The following is a 17,739-nucleotide window of genomic DNA, read 5'->3' as shown; positions in this document are numbered from 1 at the left end:
ATTGCCTACTAATCTTTGTCATCGGATAAATAATTTTCAAAAACTTCCAACATTTTTTGCTGTGGTTTTGGAAAAACATAGCCAGAAAATTCATTTGGTTTCACCCAATGGCCTTTGAGTGTTAAAGGTGCTGCACTTCGACCGTAGAAAACAAGAATATGCCAGCGTAAATGACTAAAGACATGCTTAACCTCTCCCAGAACCTTTTTTTGCCAAATAATATTTTGAGCTGAAAAGAAATCAGGACTGTCTTCTGCAATCTGTGAACTAGAAAATAAATCCCAGCTTTTAGGATCATATTGCTCCTGCAATTCGCTGAATCGTTCTACTGAAACTTCTTCTAAAGGAAAGAGCCACATATTTGCTAATAACCCTGTTTCTGGACGTTGTTGAAGAAAAATCTCTTGTTCTTTATTTTCAATAATACCAGCTACATAATAAACATCTTTTGGTTTTTGCTTTTTCGATTTCACTGGAAAATCGGTTTGACGCCCTTCTCGATAAGCCTGACAAAACTGCTGAATCGGACAGATTTCACATTGCGGATTCGTCGGTGTACAAATACTGGAGCCTAAATCCATCATCGCTTGATTAAAGTCGCCTGGCTGCTTTTGACTAATGATCTTGCGCATCGCTTCATCAAAAAAGGTTCGACTACTTGCTTTCGCAATATCTGCTTCAATACAAAATAATCTACTAACGACTCGCATCACATTCCCATCGATTGCAGGTTCTGGGATCTCGAAAGCAATACTGCTAATAGCGCCAGCGGTATATGGTCCAATTCCCTTAAGTGAACGAATCTCTTCGACCGTTTTCGGAAACTTTCCGCCGAATTCTTCCATAATCTGTTTTGCCGCAGCCTGCAAATTACGAGCCCTAGAATAATAACCTAACCCTTCCCAAACTTTCAGTAATTTGTCCTCTGGTGCCTCTGCTAACGCTTGAATCGTTGGAAATTGCTCCATAAATCGATAAAAAAAATCAATCACGGTATCGACTCGTGTTTGCTGCAACATGATTTCCGAGATCCAGATGCGATAAGGATCTTGGTTGTAACGCCAGGGAAGATTTCGCTTTTCCTGCTGGTACCATTCTAGAAAAGCTTCTTGAAATTGTTCCACGTCTGAAGCCGACCAATTTTCCCAACCTCTACTCATCTGCTTCCTCTTTTCCACGAATAAAGGCATCGATCTGATCTAACTGAAATCCCTTTTGATACAAACTCTGTTTGACCTTTTGTCGCCGTTTTGCTGGTTCAAATCGCTGATTCTTGCGCCAAAGCTTTTCACCCTGAAGCTCTAATGCATCCGTCTCTTGCTCCTCGATTTCAGAAAAATCAAGTTCGGCTAATACATTTTTGCTGATGTCGCTGCTGAAGCCTTTTGTCATCAGCAATTGCTGAATTTTTCGTTGAACTTCGCGTGGGCTGCTATGATGAAATTTTCGCATCGCCTTTTTTGCTGTATGCGCAGCAACTTGAAATTGTTCGTCTGCTTCATAAAGATATAACGCGTGTTGAATATCCGTATCATTCAGCCCTTTTTGTTTTAACTTTTGCTGCAAAACTCGTGGGCCCTTATCTCCTATGCGCATTTGCGTGCGAACATAGCTTTCTCCATAGACAAGATCATTCAGTAAATCCATTTCTTTCAGACGAACAACAATTTTTTGCCGATCAGCACTTTCAATCTCATTCTCTTTTAGATAGGTTCGAAGTTCTTTTTCCGTCCGTAATTGATAGCTTAAATAATTTAAAGCAAGTTGAAATCCCAGATCTTCTTTACCCTCCTGCTTAATCTCATCTAGCATCTTCTCATCTAGCTCTTGGCCTTTAAGCAAGCGATGACGTACAACTGTATCTTCTGACAATCGCAGCTTTTCACCATTAGAAAATTCTACTTTATAGTAAGGTCCACGACCTTGACTGATTTTTACTACCGTCAGCATCTTATGTCCTCCAATTTACTATTTCTATATATATCATCCGCCTAGTGGAGAATAGTAATAATCTCCTCACAAAAACTAATTCTATCACAGATAATCAACCAATCGATAAAAATATGCTAAAATGAATTGCGTATAAAAAGCTGAAAAAAAATTTGAGAAAGAGGCTAACCATGGCTGTTCAACTTAAACCTAACCAAACATTAACCTTGAAAATAAAACGGCTCGGTATCAATGGCGAGGGCATCGCTTATTACAAACGTCTGATTATTTTTGTCACTGGTGCGTTACCAAATGAAACGGTTATCGCACGAATCACTAAAGCAACTCCTCGTTTTGCAGAAGCCCGCTTAGTAAAAATTACGAAAAAGAGTCCCGATCGTATCACGCCCCCATGTCCTGTTTATAAAGAATGCGGCGGTTGTCAGCTTCAACATCTAGTCTACAGCAAGCAATTAGACTTTAAGAAAGATTTATTGCGTCAAGCTTTAGAAAAATACAAGCCCGAAGGCTATCAGACCTTTGAGCTGCGCAATACGATTGGCATGGATGAGCCTTGGCACTATCGCAATAAAGCGCAATTTCAATTGCGGAAAAATAAACGAACCAATCAAGTCGAAGCTGGTCTTTATCAGGCGGATTCTCATCAATTGGTTCCGATCAAAGATTGCTTGGTCCAAGAACCAACAACGCAAAAAGTCATCAATACGGTAGTAAACTTATTAACAAAATATGATCTGCCGATTTATGATGAACGTTCAAATTCCGGTATTCTGCGTACATTAATGGTTCGAATTGGTGTTGAAACTGGCGAGGTCCAATTAGTCATGATTACAAAAACACCGAAGTTGCCGCAAAAAAATACATTGATTCGAGAAATCACGAATCGTTTGCCAGAAATTGTTTCAATCATGCAAAATATCCAAGAGAAGAAAACCTCTGTCATTATGGGGGATGAAACCATTCATCTTTGGGGCAAAGAAGTTATCAACGAAAAAATCAATGAAGTCAGCTTTGAACTTTCGCCGCGGGCGTTCTTCCAATTGAATCCCCAGCAAACGAAGATCCTTTATCAAGAAGCCATCAATGCTCTGGATTTAACAATGCCTAAAACAGTAGTAGATGCGTATTGCGGTGTTGGTACAATTGGACTGTCATTAGCTAAAAAAGCCAAAGAAGTCCGGGGTATGGATGTAATCCCACAAGCCATTGACGATGCGAAGAAAAATGCGGAAGCAATGAACCTAACCAATACCCGATACGAGGTCGGAACTGCTGAAAGCTTATTACCAAAATGGCTAAAGGAGGGCTTTTCGCCAGATGCAATTGTCGTTGATCCGCCACGAACAGGTCTGGATAATCAATTGCTTAAGGCGATTCAAGAATCACCAAGTCCCCAAATGGTTTATATTTCCTGTAATGTCTCCACTTTGGCTCGCGATCTTGTCAGTCTTGCAAAAATCTATCATATAGACTATTTACAATCTGTTGATATGTTTCCACAAACAGCTCGTTGTGAGGTTGTCGTAAAAATGTCTAGAAAATAGTAACTATCAGAGATTCAGCTTTTGAAAAATCGATAAAAACAAAGCGTTCCTATTTCTATCGTACGTGATAGAAATAGGAACGCTCGTTTTTTAGTAACCAGCAGCGGGCTGGCCGTAAACATCATTTTGCTGTCCTGCGTTAGGATCAGTAGCACCGCCGTAACCTTGATTTGGATCTGTATATCCTTGATCATATTGAGTAGAATAATCATCGGATTGTTGATAGTCGTTAGTTGTATTTGAAGAATCACCATAAACGCCACTGCTGTCATAATTATTCGGATTATCATAGCCTGGCGCAAATTGGCTGGTGTCTTCACTGGCTTTGCCATCAGAGTCATCATAGAACAAACTATCTGCATCTTGTTCTTTCAGGTTTGGTAAAGTGCTTGCTGTAGGCAAATCTAACTGCTTCTTCAATGTGTTCTGAATATCTAATAATTCATTTGTACCTAATATTTGATAGTAAATTTCATCTATCATCTGACTCTTACCAACCAGTTGTTTTTGTTTGATAGTATCAAATGCGGATAAATAGTTCGTTCCGATATCCATCATATCATCCCATGTTAGATCGGTTTTCATATTTTTTTCGACTGCTTTTAAAATTTTTCTATAGTTACTTACACCATTGATTGACATCGCTTTTCGTAAAATTTTGGTTACTACTTCTCGTTGACGTCTTTGCCGTCCAACATCGCCTTCTGGATCTTCATAACGCATCCGCGCATAGGCTAAGCCCTTTTCTCCATCCAACGTTTGTTTTCCTTTAGGTACATGAATACCATCCAAAGTAAAATCAATCTTATTATTGACCTCAATACCGCCAACCGCATCAATCAAGTCTTTTAATCCACGCATATTGATTGATACATAATGGTCCAAAGGGATATCTAAAAGTGTCTCAATTGTATCCATTGACATCTTCACACCACCAAACGCGTAGGCGTGATTCAATTTGTCATTCGTCTCATACCCAACAATTTTAGTCAAAATATCTCTGTCTAAGCTGACAATTGTTGATTTCTTTTGCTTGGGATTGATAGCAACGACCATCATACTATCAGATCTCCCCTGATCCGAGCGGCCAAGGTCTCCTGTATCGACTCCCGCGAGCAAAATTGAAAAAGGCTCCGCATTGTCTATATTGGGTTTGTCACCCTCTCGCTTCAAACTTGTACGTTTAACAGTTTGTCGAATACTATCAACCATTTTACTGGCATCATTTGTCACTTGGACAGCATAGTAGGTAATCCCACCTATAAATAAATTTAGTAGGACTAATAACCCTACGATCACTTTCTTCCAACGACTCATCATACACCTCTATTAACGATTTTTTCGTTTTATTTTCTCATATATCAGCTATCTAATCAACAACAGCTAAAAACAATTAATTTCAAATAACAGAAACTTAAAGAATATTAATAGCTGGTTTGCTCTTTACGTTCGATTTATACCATAAAATTATGAAGATTTTTGGAAGGTCATAAAATCTAGGCTAAGAAAACCTCAGGAGAAAACCGCTCCTGAGGACTTTTTGTTTAGATAAATCATTTTATTGTCGATCACTGATTCTAAATTCGTATCCAAGTACGTTCTTATAGTATTCTGGATACATCTCTCCACCACATTTTTCGCAATCAAATTGCGGAGCGTTCTCAGGATCAAATGCAACATCTCCTGCATCCAAAAATTGAACTACTTCCTTTGGAATTTTTTCCTTTATCCCACATTCAAGACAAATGTAATGAACCACTCCATTGGAATCGAAGTTTTTTAAAAGCTGCTTCTTTTTCTTTTTCATACTTACGTTTCGATGCTTCTTCCCCAATTTTTTTATTCTCCTCTCGCATGAATCGTTCCGATTCTTTATTCTTCGCATATTTCACTACAAGTCGTCCATTTTTAGACACACTAACTCCACTAAATTCATAATATTCGCCACATCTAGTACATTCCAATGGATTTACTCCGAATTCTTCGGCTATTCGTTCACACCATGATTTTGGTTTAAGTGCTTTCTTCACATTCACAAGCATTCGTTGAATCTCTTTCTGGTAATTACTTAATACTTTTTTCATGATTGTCTTGATCCGCCGACTATAAATGCCGTATCTACGAATTGTTTTGAACTGGTTCTCTGGAATATGACGAATCAGTGCACCAATAAATTCCTCTGCCGACATCGTCTTTATCTTATCCGTGTTAGTTCGTTTATCATGATACTGAAACATCACTATTTTCCCATCGTACAAAAGGATACGATTTAAAGCAATGGGACCACGTTTCATATAACGACTGATATATTCTAATATCTTTTTGAGAGAAGTTCGGCTCCTTTTGGGTGCATGCACGTAAAAACCCTCTGCATTTTTCGTGTACGCCGCTTGTAAAAGCGGCTGGACTCGTGCCTTATCCCATTGGGATAAGGTTCTTCGAATGAGCTTTAGGACCGCATTCTGCCAATATTTCCTCAACATTGCGAACGGAAAATAGTCATAGTCCTTCCATTTTCCATCCTTCGTCAGTCCACCCATGGTGACGACTAAATGAACATGCGGATTGTATTCTAGCTGAGAACCGAAGGTGTGGAGTGTTGCCACAACCCCAGCTTGTATATGGTGCTTTCTAAAAAAATCTAATAGTATCCGTGCAGCTTCATCCATTAATCCTTTTAAAAGCTCCTTACGATACTTCTCCTTCAGAAAAATCTCACGTAAACCTTCATCGATCGTGAAGATGACGTGTCGATGCGTCACTGTAAACAGATCATTCGCCGCAACCTCTGCCCACCGTTGACTTTCCCCAGTTGCACAAGTTGGACAAAATTTCCCTTTACAACGAAAAGCCACTTTCTTTACATCATGGCATCCTTCACAGACAAATAGACGATAACCTTTTTTAAGGTCACCACAATCGCGAAACTTCTTCACTTCTCTTTTCACAACGGATCGAATCCTTCTTGTGTACCTTTGATTGAATTTCTCCCAGTTTTGATATTCATCAAAGAAAATGGCGTGTAAAATATTGGGTTTCATATCTCCAGTTTAATAGGAAAAAGACCAGATGAAAAGCGGTCAAAAGATTGATGTATCAATCCTTTGACCGCTTAAAATGTTATACTTCCTTTAATGTTAAAAAAAGAGGAAGATTGACCATGCCAATCTTCCTCTTTAATAGTTGATTATTTAGCGTTCGCTAAGTTTTCATTTGCTTGATCCCAGTTCACAACGTCCCAGAAAGCAGCGATGTAGTCTGGACGTACATTTTTATATTTCAAATAATACGCATGTTCCCATACATCTAAGCCAATGATCGGCGTTTTTCCATCAGTTAATGGGCTGTCTTGGTTTGCAGTAGAAGTAATTTCTAATTTTCCATTGTTCAATACTAACCATGCCCAGCCAGAACCAAAACGACCAGTTGCTGCAGTCTTGAATTCTTCCTTCATTTTTTCAAAGCTGCCAAATGCTTGATCAATTGCGTCCTTAATCGCGCCTGTAGGTTCACCGCCAGCATTTGGAGCCATAATTTTCCAGAAGAAGCTGTGGTTAGCATGTCCGCCGCCGTTATTACGTACAGCCGTACGAATGTCCTCAGGAACTTCATTTAAGTTTTTCATTAGCTCTTCAATTGACTGTTCTCCTAATTCCGGATATTTTTCAATCGCAGCATTTAAATTTGTTACATATGTGTTATGGTGTTTGTCATGATGCAAATGCATCGTTTCAACATCGATATAAGGCTCCAATGCATCGTAGCCATAAGGTAGATCTGGTAAAGTATAAGCCATAGTTCAAGTTCCTCCTTAAATATCTTTATGCTTTAACTGTAACAAACAATGCAATGTTCTTCAAAATATATGCCTACTATGGCGAGGAATTCGTTTTCTCGTCTTCAATAATCTCAACTTTTTTGAAAATGAAGACTTTACTAAAAATATAATTGGCAACGACAACGACAATTTGCGTAATAATCTTTGCAATCAAATTTCCTGTGTGCAACATATCAATAAACAAATACATGCAAGCCATATCCATACCAAATGACAACACACGATAGAAGATAAATTTAGCAAACTCCCACGCCAAAGCTGGAATACTTTCTGTTTTTGATTGAAAAACCCACAATTTATTTGTGACAAACGCAAATAGTACCGAACAAATCCAAGAAATAGCATTTGAAACTGGCCAGCTTAAATGAAAAGCTTGATAAGCCAAAGCAAAGGTCACAATATTTACTACTGTCGCTAATCCACCAAAAAATAAATAAATGAAGACTTCCCAAAGTCTTTTTTCCTCTAAATAGTCCTTAAACATCTGATAAAATTTCATGATTACTCACTTTCTTATTATCCACTTTCATAAATACGATAACGAAGCAAGGTACGATAGTCAATTCTTTCTTGCATTCTTTTTACATTTTTACAGATCGCCTTGTTATTTCAACCTTACTTCGCTACAATGGCTCTTGTATAAATAGATTGGAGCGATCACATGACTTTTCGTCAATTAATCAAAGGATCCCTTATTCGTTTTGAGGATCTAAAATCAGCAAAGGACACGCCCTTTTGGAAATCGATCGTTTATCTACTAGGGTTGAGTTTGCTTTTGGCAATTCCGAGTGTCTATCAGGCCCTTCAGGTAATGGATCAACTGAAAACCGACAGCCTAGAGATTGTTGAAAAAATTCCCGACTTTAGGATTGAAAATGGTGAAATCAAAACTGATAAACCTGAGAAAGGATTTATTTATCAAACAGATTCAATTATTCTGACCTTCGATCCTGAAGGAAAACGTACGCGCCAAGATGTCGAGAAAGACTTGATAGGAAATTACTTCAGCGTTGGACTGTTAAAGGACCAAGCTATAATTGTACTTCCAGATTACGGTGGGGTCAGCTCAGCACTATTCGGCGATAACGTCCTTAAATTCTCCTATAAACAGGAACCTCTAAAAAGTATGACTGGGGATAAATTGAGAACTGGTCTAAAAGATTTGAGAATGCCAATTTGGACGCCTTTAGTGATGCTATTGGCAGGTCTTTATCCTTCCTTCATCAACTTATTCGTTACATTAATTTTTGCCGGTATTGCTGGTATGATCGTAGCAAAATTGAGGTTGCGCCGTGTGACTTTTTTTGAATGTTTCAAAACAATTATTTATTGCGCAACTATCCCAACAATTTTAGCAACCCTTATTTTATTGTTTCAACCAAACTTTGACTCAAGTATTTTAATTACGTTCATCAGCTTGTTTATCTTTTTCCGAGTCATCAATCACTTCCCAAAAATTGAATTGCCAACTAATTAACTGCTTACGATTCTGTAAGCAGTTTTTTTTCGCAAGCTTTGATAAAATAAATGAGACGATTCTATTTGAACATGAAATGAGGCATAAAGATGACAAAACCAATTATTTTCCTACAAAAAAAATTTCGCGAGGATTTCACTGAAAAAATTCAATCCATCGCTCCTGACTATCAAATCAAAAACACTTTGACTGAAGAAGATTTTGCAGCCGTAGAAATATCTGTGGGGTGGGCAGAGAAATTCGAAGATCAGTTATTAACAACCCAAAAATTGAAATGGGTACAATCTATTTCCGCTGGTGTAGACTATTTACCACTAGATAAGTTCTCAGAACAGGATATTTTATTATCTAACGGCAGCGGGATTCATGCCCTTTCTATCAGCGAACATATTATTGGCGTTCTGCTTGGCTATTATCGCGGCTTGAACGAAGCTGTAAAAAAACAAACCCAAAAAGAATGGGCTCAAAAATCCATTCACTATAACCAGCTTGCTGGGAAAAATTTACTAGTCGTTGGTACCGGACATATTGGTCAGCAACTTTCGAAATCAATCCATAGCTTAGGCGTAAATGTTTTTGGTATCAATACAACTGGACATTCAGTAGAGGGATTCGCAGAAACCTATTCCATCAAAAATATGGCTAAAATTGTCCCAGAGATGGACATTGTGGTAGGGATTTTGCCTGGCACACACGAAACCTATCATATTTTTAATAGTGATATTTTCGAAAAAATGAAGAAAACTGCTGTATTTGTAAATGTTGGACGTGGGGATACTGTTCATACGAAAGAGTTGACAACAGCACTTGAAGAAAAACACTTTGCCTTTGCTGCCCTTGATGTTTTTGAAGAAGAACCGCTACCAAAAGAAAGTCCGTTATGGGAATTTGATAATGTTTTGATTACTCCGCATATTTCAGGAATGACTATTGATTTTCAAAATAAATTTATGAAAATCTTTTTGAGTAATTTAAAAAGCTATGTTTCAAGTAAAGAGTTGACTGTGAACCAGGTTGAAGTGAAACGAGGATACTAAAAAAGTTGGAGATTATTTCTCCAACTTTTTTTCAGTCTCCTTAACAATATAAACTGGACGTTTTTTTGTTTCCATAAAAATCTTCCCGATGTATTTTCCAATAATCCCGATGCACAGTAATTGAACACCGCCAATGAAGAGAATGATTGTTACCAATGACGGCCAACCAGATGTCGGATCGCCAAATAATAATGCTCGAACAATAATAAATATCATTGCGATTCCCGAAGCAACACAAGAAAAAGCTCCGACAAAAGAAGCTATATTGAGGGGCACATCAGAAAAATTTATGATTCCATCGATTGAATAGTTAAACAATTCCCAAAATGACCATGAAGATTTTCCAACCACTCGCTCTTGATTCTCAAAAGAAATATATTCTGTTTTAAAGCCAACCCAACTAAATAACCCTTTAGAAAATCGATTATGTTCAGTCAGTTCCAATACCGCGTCAACCATCTGGCGTGTCATTAAACGATAATCTCGAGCGCCATCCACCATCTCTGTCTCACTAATTCGATTAATTAAATGATAAAAAGCTTTGGCAAATAGATTTCGAATAATGGGTTCTCCTTTTCGATTTGAACGTCGCGTTCCTACACAATCAATATCTGATGTCTCGATCATTTCGATCATTCTCGGTAATAATTCAGGCGGATCTTGCAAGTCAACATCCATGACAGTTACTAAGTCACCCTTAGAAGCTTGTAAACCTGCATATAATGCAGCTTCTTTACCAAAATTACGTGAAAAAGAGATATAGCGAACGAAATCGTTTCTTTTAGCTAAATCTCGCAAAACTTTTAGCGTTTCATCCTTTGAACCATCGTTAATAAAAATATATTCAAAGCTATGCGAGACTTCTTTTTTTACTTTCTCCATCTCCGTAAAAAAAAGAGGAATCGCTTCCTCTTCATTAAAGCAAGGAACAATAACTGATATCATTTTGTATCAACTCCTAAACTTGGATAAAGTCGTACTTTGGTTCATCCAAGACTGTGTCATAATCAACAACGAGGTCGTATCCCTTAAAAAACCATTCATCGGCTTCTTCAATATAAAACAATTGATCACCAATAGTTGTTTTTACAAGTGGACTATCGATTGTATCCACCGACATCCCTACTGAAAAGCCATCATGAACCTGAGTTTTTCCATAGACTTTTCCGTAAAATTTAATTCCTTGGCCATCGCTTAATTCAATTTCACGTTTAAACCATTCTTGCGCTTTTGGGGTTATTGTTAACTTCATTTGAAAATCACCTATCCATTCATTTTTTCATCTAAATAATCCACGTCTTCATCGCGACCAATCACCACTAAATGATCGTCCTTTTGTACAACTTCTTCTGCAGGTGGTGTCACGATTGGATCTTGATTATCCCGACGAATTGCTACCACATTTAGTCCAAATCGTTGACGAAAATCTAGTTCATCTAAGGTTTTACCATAAAATTTACGATTGGTCACATTGATTTCCGCCAAAGAAAACTCATCAGATAACTCTAAATAATCCAATATATTCTTCGAAACCAGGTTGTGAGCGATTCGTTGTCCCATATCCCGTTCAGGATGGACAACACGGTCCGCGCCGATTTTTTCTAAGACACGAGCATGGTACTCATTTTGTGCTTTTGCCAGAATATTTGGCACGCCCATTTCTTTGACCATTAAAGTCACTAAGATACTCGCCTGAATATCCTCTCCTATCGCTACAATGACATGGTCGAAATTTCGAATGCCTAAAGAACGGAGAGTCATTTCATCCTGTGCATTCGCCACAACTGCATGAGTAGCAATATTCATGTATTCATTCACACGATCTTCACTGCTGTCTATCGCCAAAACTTCCTGACCGGATTCCACTAATGTGCGGCAAATACTCCCGCCAAATCTTCCTAAACCAATAATGACAAAACTTTGCTTCATGATATCTCCTTAATCTTTCAATATATTATTTATCCAAATAACTTGAATCTCTATACCAGCAAAACTTACATTTCCTAGTATAACAAAGAGCGGGTTAATAAAACAGAGATGGACTCTCTATTTTATTAACCCGTGCTTAAAGGCGTAGATCGCTGCTTGTGTACGATCCTCTACTTCTAGCTTCGCTAAAATATTCGATACATGCGTCTTGACTGTTTTTAAGGTGATAAACAATTCATCAGCGATTTCCTGATTGCTCATTCCTTGAGCAATTAATAGTAAAATTTCTTGTTCACGATTCGTTAATTCTTCATGAAGAATATGACGGTTTCGATTGGATAATTGCTCCATCATCTTCGTCGTCACTTCTGGTTCTAAGACACGCTCACCATTATAGGTCTTACGAATGGCATTGGCGATCTCATGAGCGGTAGATGTTTTCAACAAATAACCTGAAGCACCCGCTTCAATAGCAGGATAAACTTTTTCGTCATCAATAAAACTGGTCACGATTAAGATTCTTGCTTCTGGCCACTCTTTTAGAATTTTCTTGGTTGATTCGATGCCATCCATCACTTCCATCACCAAGTCCATTAAAATTACATCTGGACGAAGAGCCATCGCCTTCTCGTAGCCATCTTCGCCATTTTCAGCTTCCCCCACAACCTCGACATCTGATTGAATCGATAGGTAAGAAGAAACGCCTAATCGAACCATTTCATGATCATCAACTAACAATACTCGTATCATCCTCTGCCTCCTAGTTCTTAATAATCTATTTTATTCTATGCTGTCTAGCATACCGTTAAGCAGGCTCAGTGTCCTCTACAACAGGAACTTTAATTTCAATACTTGTTCCTTGACCTTTAAAACTAATTATTTTAGTTGACCCGCCAACGCCTGCAATTCGTTCACGAATGTTGCGTAATCCATAACTACCAGCGTGCTCATCTTTGGCTTCAAATCCGACACCATCATCAATTACACGCAGCAAAATACTTTGACCAACGATTTTCAAATAAACCTCTAATTCATTCGCCTTTGCATGACGCAATGTATTAGACAATAACTCCTGCACTACTCGAAATAGTTGGTCCTCAATACTTGGTGAAACACAAATATCCTGAACATCCCATTTTAACTGAATTTGAATTTTAGTCTGTAGTTCCTTTAATAATTGCTCAATTCCTTGACGCAAACTTTTGCCTTCTAAACTGATTGGGCGCAAATGAAGCAACAATGCTCGCATTTCTGATTGCGCTGCATTAATAATATCGGCTACCATCGCCAATTGCTTCTTATAAGGCTCCAATTCTTCAGAATGCTGGGATTGTTCATTCAAGGCGGACATCATCATCATTGCCGCAAAAAGCTGCTGAGAAACTGAATCATGCAGTTCCCTTGCTAAACGATGACGCTCTTCTTCTAAGATTTTTTCTCTTGTCGTACCATCAACCATCTGCGGCTGACTGCTTAACTGCTGCAGCTCCCGTGACATGCTCACTAATTTTTCTTTAATTCGTTTGATATCATGATCGACTAACAGCATCTCTTTATTTTGTGAAATCGCTACATCCAAAGAAGGTTGTTCATAGTCACCTGAAGCCAAGTTTTGCAATTTTCCTTCTATTTTCCCCAATTGCCGCTTTTCTAAAAATGTCACGAGAAAATAGACCGCTGCGCATACCGTCAAAGAAATGACAATAATGTGAACAAATAAAGGAATGTAAAAAATTCGTGCAACAAATAATTGAGCAAATAATTGCCTTTTCCCTATCGCATACATATACAGAAAGAGGGTTGTCAAAATCAGTAAAAAAGAAATCAGACCCGAATAAAGGGAAATTTGTAAACGAGAATATTTCCCCATCATACACGAATCACCTCGACATCTCCCACCAATGTATTGGTCACTATTTTCAATCTACGAGGACTCTCATCATAATCCTCGCTATACATTTTGATTGTTTCATTGCGGAGAACTTGCGTATCCTCATCAAAATCAACCTTGCCATAAAGCGTTGCGTGCTCAAAAAGAATTCCAATACCATAAGGAACTAAAATTCGTGTTCGACCAAAGCCTTTACGTACAATTACGATGCTATCTTCTTTAGGCAACAATGTATTCCCTAAGTCAACGATTGTGTCTCCAGCTAAGATTGCTACATTAATATCATCCCACTCAAAAACTTGTGTTCCGATTCGATCATTTCCGATCCAGCTTTGTTTCCTTCGTTCACCATTATGTCCTGTCGGATCTGTTGTTTCAACCATTACGATGCTTTTTTTATTCTTCAAAGAATGGTTTGGCATTGAAATACCCGCAATTTCGAAACCCTTAAGTCCAAGAAATATTACTGCAAAAATCAACATCAACCAAGTCGCAGGACTATTCACTAAACAAATAATCAAAATTACTGAACCTAAGATTAATTGAAATTTTCGACGACGGTGTTTACGCAATGCCCAGTATATATTTAATGTGCCAAAAAGCAGCATGATCAACATCGCAGGATTTGAAGATAGTTGCCATAATAAGAAAATTGCAAGTAAGGCTTCAATTACAATGAAAAAGCGCCATGGACTTTTCATCTTGTCTTTCCTCCCAACTTTTTATTTATACCTTATTCTACTTTTTTTAAAGTCTAAATACTATCGGTCTAAAGTCGCAACCTCTTTAAACCCTAAAAGAAAAGAGGCGACCAGCGCCTCTTTCAACCATTCTTAGTTTTGCTTGACATCTACGATCTTAACTTCCATGTTACCACCGGGAGTTGCGATCGTTACGATATCCCCAACACTTTTACCAATCAATGCCTGCGCGATCGGTGAATCATTAGATATCTTTCCAGTTAACGGATCTGCTTCGGCTTTTCCGACGATCGTATATTCTTCCTCTTCTTCATCAGGCAATTCCACAAAAGTAACTGTCTTACCGATTGAGATTTCATCAGAATCAACATTCTCGTTATCAATAATTTGTGCGAAACGAATCATATTTTCCAAAGTACTGATACGTCCTTCAACAAAGGCTTGTTCATCTTTAGCAGATTCATACTCAGAGTTTTCAGATAAATCACCAAAGCTACGTGCAATTTTAATTCGCTCAATGATTTCTCCACGTTTAACTGTTTTTAGTTCTTCTAATTCCTGCTCTAATTTTTCTTTTCCTTCTAGAGTCATTGGATATGTTTTTTCTACCATTTTTCTTCTCCTTCAATCAACAAAATTACGAAAGGTAATCCTTTATAGATTTAATCCACAAAAGATTACCACGTAATTACTGTATTGTAAATTGTTTATTTCTCTTTATTGACATATTTTTCTACCAATTCCATATGCTCTTCATAAGTCTTAGCATAATACACTTTTCCTGTTGAGATATCCGCAACAAAATAAATGTAATCATTCTCAGTTGGATCGAGGACAGCTAGGATCGCTTCTTGACTTGGATTGTCAAATGGCCCAGGTCCAAAGCCGGTATTCGTATATAAGTTATATGGCGAATCAACCTCAGTATCCTTAATCGTGACAACTTCTTTATGTTCTCCTAAAGCGTAAAGAATAGAAATATCTGATTGCAACGGCATTTGCGCTTCGATCCGATTAAAGAAGACTTGTGCGATTTTCTTGCGGTCAGATTGAGTGACCCCTTCTTTTTCAACCAATGAAGCCAATGTCATAACTTCTTGAACATTTAATCCCTTTTCCTTAATTTGACTATAATAAGGAGTTAATATTTGATTCGTTGTATCTACCATTTGAGTTACTAAATCTTCGAGACTCCTATTTTTATGAACATTATAAGTCGCTGGGAACAGGTAGCCCTCTAAGCGATAACGAACATCCTTTGCGTTACTCGCATCCGTCAATAGATCCGGATACTGTGCTTTCAGCTGATCAAAGAATTTATCATCTTTCATTACTTTGATGAAATCTTCTTTCTTAAAGTCTGTTTTCTTCGCGACTAAACTAGCAATTTTATCAACATCGTAACCTTCAGGAACGGTCAATTTTGAAGCATCATCTAACGGCTCCGCACTTCCGCCTTGCTGCAGCTCCTTACTAATTTGGTCCAATGTCATATTAGGAGAAAATTGATAATAACCCGCTTGGAAGTTTGTTAGGTTTTTAAATTTCGTGTAGAAATTGAAAACCATTCCATCTCGGATCACTTCTCCTTCTTCTAAAATGTCACCGATTTGACGGTTCGATGAGCCGCTCGGCACCTCTACCTGAACCAATTTTTTGTCATTTTTATCCAGCGGTTTCAAACCAGCACTAACATAGTTATAACCCGAAATCGCTAAAATCCCTGCGACGATCAAAATACCAACCGTCAATATATAAACAATTTTGCGGACGACTCGATCCTCTTTGCGACGTTCTGCTCGTTTCAAGTTGCTCTCCTCACTTAAATCACCTTCAAAGTCTTCATCCATATTACGAAGATCATCAAATTTCTCACCAATACGTTGGAAAATTGATGGCTCTTCTTCAACATGCTCATCATGCTTCGACTGTTTTATCCCCTCTGCCTTTTCTTTCTTCTTAGATGGGACAGTCTTAGCCGCTCGTTTTGATTCGTCACGACGAGACTCTGCTTTCTTTTCTTGAATTACTGAAGGTTCTTTGGTTTGCTCTTTTTTTATCGGACTCGTTTTCTCTGCTGTAGACTTCTTTCTCGCTTTTCTTATCTTAGACTTTGCTTCAGAGTTATCAATAGGACCCTTTTCCTCTGATTCTTTTTCTTTCTTCAGAGGTTCCTCTTTTTTTATCTCTTCTTCAATCGGCTTAGACTTTCGCTCAGCAGTAGTTGATTCTTTCTTTTGTCTATTGCCAAATAAACGCTCATAGGACGAAGCCAGATCGTCATCATCACTAGTATCGTTTTTTGTTTTCGAAGGCCCAGCGGATATTGAAATCGCTTTTTTTGTTGGTTCTACTTCGCGGTTCTTTCGGCCTTCTTCTAAAGCCCGCATGATCTGCTCTTTAAAAGATCCTTCTTCCGAGTGTTGGTTTTGATCCTCAGACAAAAACAACTCCTCCTTACTTCATGTCATAACTTAAACCATTATACATGAAATGAAAGAGGAGGGAAATGTAAAATTTATTTAGTTAAGGAAATATATAGAGAATCTTCTTTGACTACAATTAACCATACTTAAAACATTGCTAACAATATACATAAAATCATCGAGACATTATTTTAGTTGATTAATTTCATTTGCATTATCATCCTTTAGTTTTACTATTGGAAAGAGTTGGCTAGAAATATAGGCTAAAAAAGAAAACAATGAAAAAACTGTAATTATTTGTAATCTATAAGTAAACCAATAATGGATTTGCGAATGATTTGACATCGCTAAATACCAAATATAAGGAAAGGGACTTACAAATAATAAGACGATACTCTGCGGATTAACTCTCCCTTTGATAACTTTCTTTTTATAGATTACTAAAAAAATAACCAGTAAAACAGCAAGAACTAATGCTAAAAAATTCAATTTATCTAAAATTAGGCCTGCGTTACTCTTTATCATGTCTATTCTATCTAAAGGATAGGCTTTGTTTCCTTCAGTTCTAAAAACCGCTTGATCTATAGCTACCTTGATAGTGTTCTCTTTTAAAATTACCGAAGCAAGTAACCATTTGTTTATCCAGGTAAATCCATAACCCATCCCCCAAGAAAATATAGTTAATAGGATTTCTTTAAAAAATTGAATAATAGATTTTTCCCTATAATGATATAACTTAATTTTTGAATAAAGAAGAGTTATCAAAGGTACACCCAAAGTTATCATGGGTACAGTCAATAAATCTATAAAATTTGTTATTGACCCTACAATAAAAAAAGCAAGATAGTAATTATTTGTTTTCAAATCAGCATCATTTCTTGTTAAGATGAATAGATTGAAAGCCAGCATAACAATAAATACATTTGAAAATTGCATACTAAGAAAG

At 37.5% G+C, this 17,739-nt stretch carries 19 protein-coding genes; 3 read left to right on the top strand and 16 right to left on the bottom strand.

Features of this window, described 5'->3' with window-relative positions:
• Positions 1-8 precede the first annotated feature (8 nt).
• Together mutY and recX are read right to left on the bottom strand one after the other, a co-directional pair.
• Positions 9-1,160: an A/G-specific adenine glycosylase gene (gene mutY / locus AUF14_RS02740; protein ID WP_049219051.1), complete on the bottom strand. Its 1,152-nt coding sequence runs from the start codon at positions 1,158-1,160 to the stop codon at positions 9-11.
• Complete coding sequence (gene recX / locus AUF14_RS02735; RefSeq protein WP_016180624.1) at positions 1,153-1,950, bottom strand: recombination regulator RecX; 798 nt, start codon at positions 1,948-1,950, stop codon at positions 1,153-1,155. The genes mutY and recX overlap by 8 nt, the downstream gene beginning before the upstream one ends.
• Before the next feature lie 170 nt (positions 1,951-2,120).
• On the opposite strand from recX, the gene rlmD reads away from it, so the two are divergent.
• Positions 2,121-3,494, top strand: a complete 1,374-nt coding sequence (gene rlmD, locus AUF14_RS02730) for a 23S rRNA (uracil(1939)-C(5))-methyltransferase RlmD (RefSeq protein WP_049219053.1) — start codon at positions 2,121-2,123, stop codon at positions 3,492-3,494.
• Between the two features lie 90 nt (positions 3,495-3,584).
• On the opposite strand, the gene AUF14_RS02725 is transcribed toward rlmD, so the two are convergent.
• The 5 genes from AUF14_RS02725 to AUF14_RS02705 form a co-directional block, all read right to left on the bottom strand.
• Complete coding sequence (locus tag AUF14_RS02725; RefSeq protein WP_049219055.1) at positions 3,585-4,811, bottom strand: LCP family glycopolymer transferase; 1,227 nt, start codon at positions 4,809-4,811, stop codon at positions 3,585-3,587.
• Between the two features lie 241 nt (positions 4,812-5,052).
• Positions 5,053-5,253, bottom strand: a complete 201-nt coding sequence (locus AUF14_RS02720; protein WP_040005624.1) for a hypothetical protein — start codon at positions 5,251-5,253, stop codon at positions 5,053-5,055.
• Entirely contained in the window at positions 5,231-6,535 is a 1,305-nt protein-coding gene (locus AUF14_RS02715) for an IS91 family transposase (RefSeq protein ID WP_071879978.1), read from the bottom strand. The genes AUF14_RS02720 and AUF14_RS02715 overlap by 23 nt, the downstream gene beginning before the upstream one ends.
• A gap of 146 nt (positions 6,536-6,681) precedes the next feature.
• A complete protein-coding gene (locus AUF14_RS02710) occupies positions 6,682-7,290 on the bottom strand; it encodes a superoxide dismutase (protein WP_049219207.1) in 609 nt (202 codons plus the stop codon).
• A 76-nt stretch (positions 7,291-7,366) separates the two neighbouring features.
• A complete protein-coding gene (locus tag AUF14_RS02705; RefSeq protein WP_049219204.1) occupies positions 7,367-7,831 on the bottom strand; it encodes a GtrA family protein in 465 nt (154 codons plus the stop codon).
• Between the two features lie 162 nt (positions 7,832-7,993).
• Here AUF14_RS02705 and AUF14_RS02700 point away from each other — a divergent pair, with 162 nt between their 5' ends.
• Together AUF14_RS02700 and AUF14_RS02695 are read left to right on the top strand one after the other, a co-directional pair.
• Positions 7,994-8,809: a DUF1189 domain-containing protein gene (locus AUF14_RS02700; protein WP_049219203.1), complete on the top strand. Its 816-nt coding sequence runs from the start codon at positions 7,994-7,996 to the stop codon at positions 8,807-8,809.
• An 89-nt stretch (positions 8,810-8,898) separates the two neighbouring features.
• On the top strand, positions 8,899-9,846 hold the full coding sequence (locus AUF14_RS02695; RefSeq protein ID WP_102865872.1) for a phosphoglycerate dehydrogenase: 948 nt from the start codon (positions 8,899-8,901) through the stop codon (positions 9,844-9,846).
• Between the two features lie 12 nt (positions 9,847-9,858).
• Here the strand turns inward: AUF14_RS02695 and AUF14_RS02690 are convergent, their stop codons facing one another.
• The 9 genes from AUF14_RS02690 to AUF14_RS02650 all read right to left on the bottom strand — a co-directional run bounded on the left by AUF14_RS02690 (position 9,859) and on the right by AUF14_RS02650 (position 17,729).
• Entirely contained in the window at positions 9,859-10,791 is a 933-nt protein-coding gene (locus tag AUF14_RS02690) for a glycosyltransferase family 2 protein (RefSeq protein ID WP_049218884.1), read from the bottom strand.
• A 13-nt stretch (positions 10,792-10,804) separates the two neighbouring features.
• Positions 10,805-11,098, bottom strand: a complete 294-nt coding sequence (locus tag AUF14_RS02685; RefSeq protein WP_016180614.1) for a HesB/YadR/YfhF family protein — start codon at positions 11,096-11,098, stop codon at positions 10,805-10,807.
• Positions 11,099-11,109: 11 nt separating this feature from the next.
• A complete protein-coding gene (locus AUF14_RS02680; protein ID WP_016180613.1) occupies positions 11,110-11,775 on the bottom strand; it encodes a potassium channel family protein in 666 nt (221 codons plus the stop codon).
• 117 nt (positions 11,776-11,892) lie between these two features.
• Positions 11,893-12,525: a response regulator transcription factor gene (locus AUF14_RS02675; RefSeq protein ID WP_049218882.1), complete on the bottom strand. Its 633-nt coding sequence runs from the start codon at positions 12,523-12,525 to the stop codon at positions 11,893-11,895.
• A gap of 55 nt (positions 12,526-12,580) precedes the next feature.
• Positions 12,581-13,648 carry a sensor histidine kinase gene (locus tag AUF14_RS02670; RefSeq protein ID WP_049218881.1) on the bottom strand — a complete coding sequence of 356 codons (1,068 nt, stop codon included), beginning with the start codon at positions 13,646-13,648 and terminating at the stop codon, positions 12,581-12,583.
• Entirely contained in the window at positions 13,645-14,367 is a 723-nt protein-coding gene (gene liaF, locus AUF14_RS02665) for a cell wall-active antibiotics response protein LiaF (protein ID WP_016180610.1), read from the bottom strand. Before liaF ends, AUF14_RS02670 begins: the two co-directional genes overlap by 4 nt.
• A gap of 132 nt (positions 14,368-14,499) precedes the next feature.
• Positions 14,500-14,979: a transcription elongation factor GreA gene (greA, locus tag AUF14_RS02660; protein ID WP_049218879.1), complete on the bottom strand. Its 480-nt coding sequence runs from the start codon at positions 14,977-14,979 to the stop codon at positions 14,500-14,502.
• A 95-nt stretch (positions 14,980-15,074) separates the two neighbouring features.
• The gene (mltG, locus tag AUF14_RS02655; RefSeq protein WP_049218888.1) at positions 15,075-16,217 is read right to left on the bottom strand and encodes an endolytic transglycosylase MltG; all 1,143 of its coding nucleotides are present in this window, start codon (positions 16,215-16,217) and stop codon (positions 15,075-15,077) included.
• A 762-nt stretch (positions 16,218-16,979) separates the two neighbouring features.
• The gene (locus AUF14_RS02650; RefSeq protein ID WP_227656322.1) at positions 16,980-17,729 is read right to left on the bottom strand and encodes a hypothetical protein; all 750 of its coding nucleotides are present in this window, start codon (positions 17,727-17,729) and stop codon (positions 16,980-16,982) included.
• Positions 17,730-17,739: the final 10 nt, after the last annotated feature.

The organism is Enterococcus avium (genome assembly GCF_002891025.1).
GTDB lineage: Bacteria > Bacillota > Bacilli > Lactobacillales > Enterococcaceae > Enterococcus_A > Enterococcus_A avium.
This window is presented reverse-complemented; position numbering and strand designations above follow the sequence as displayed.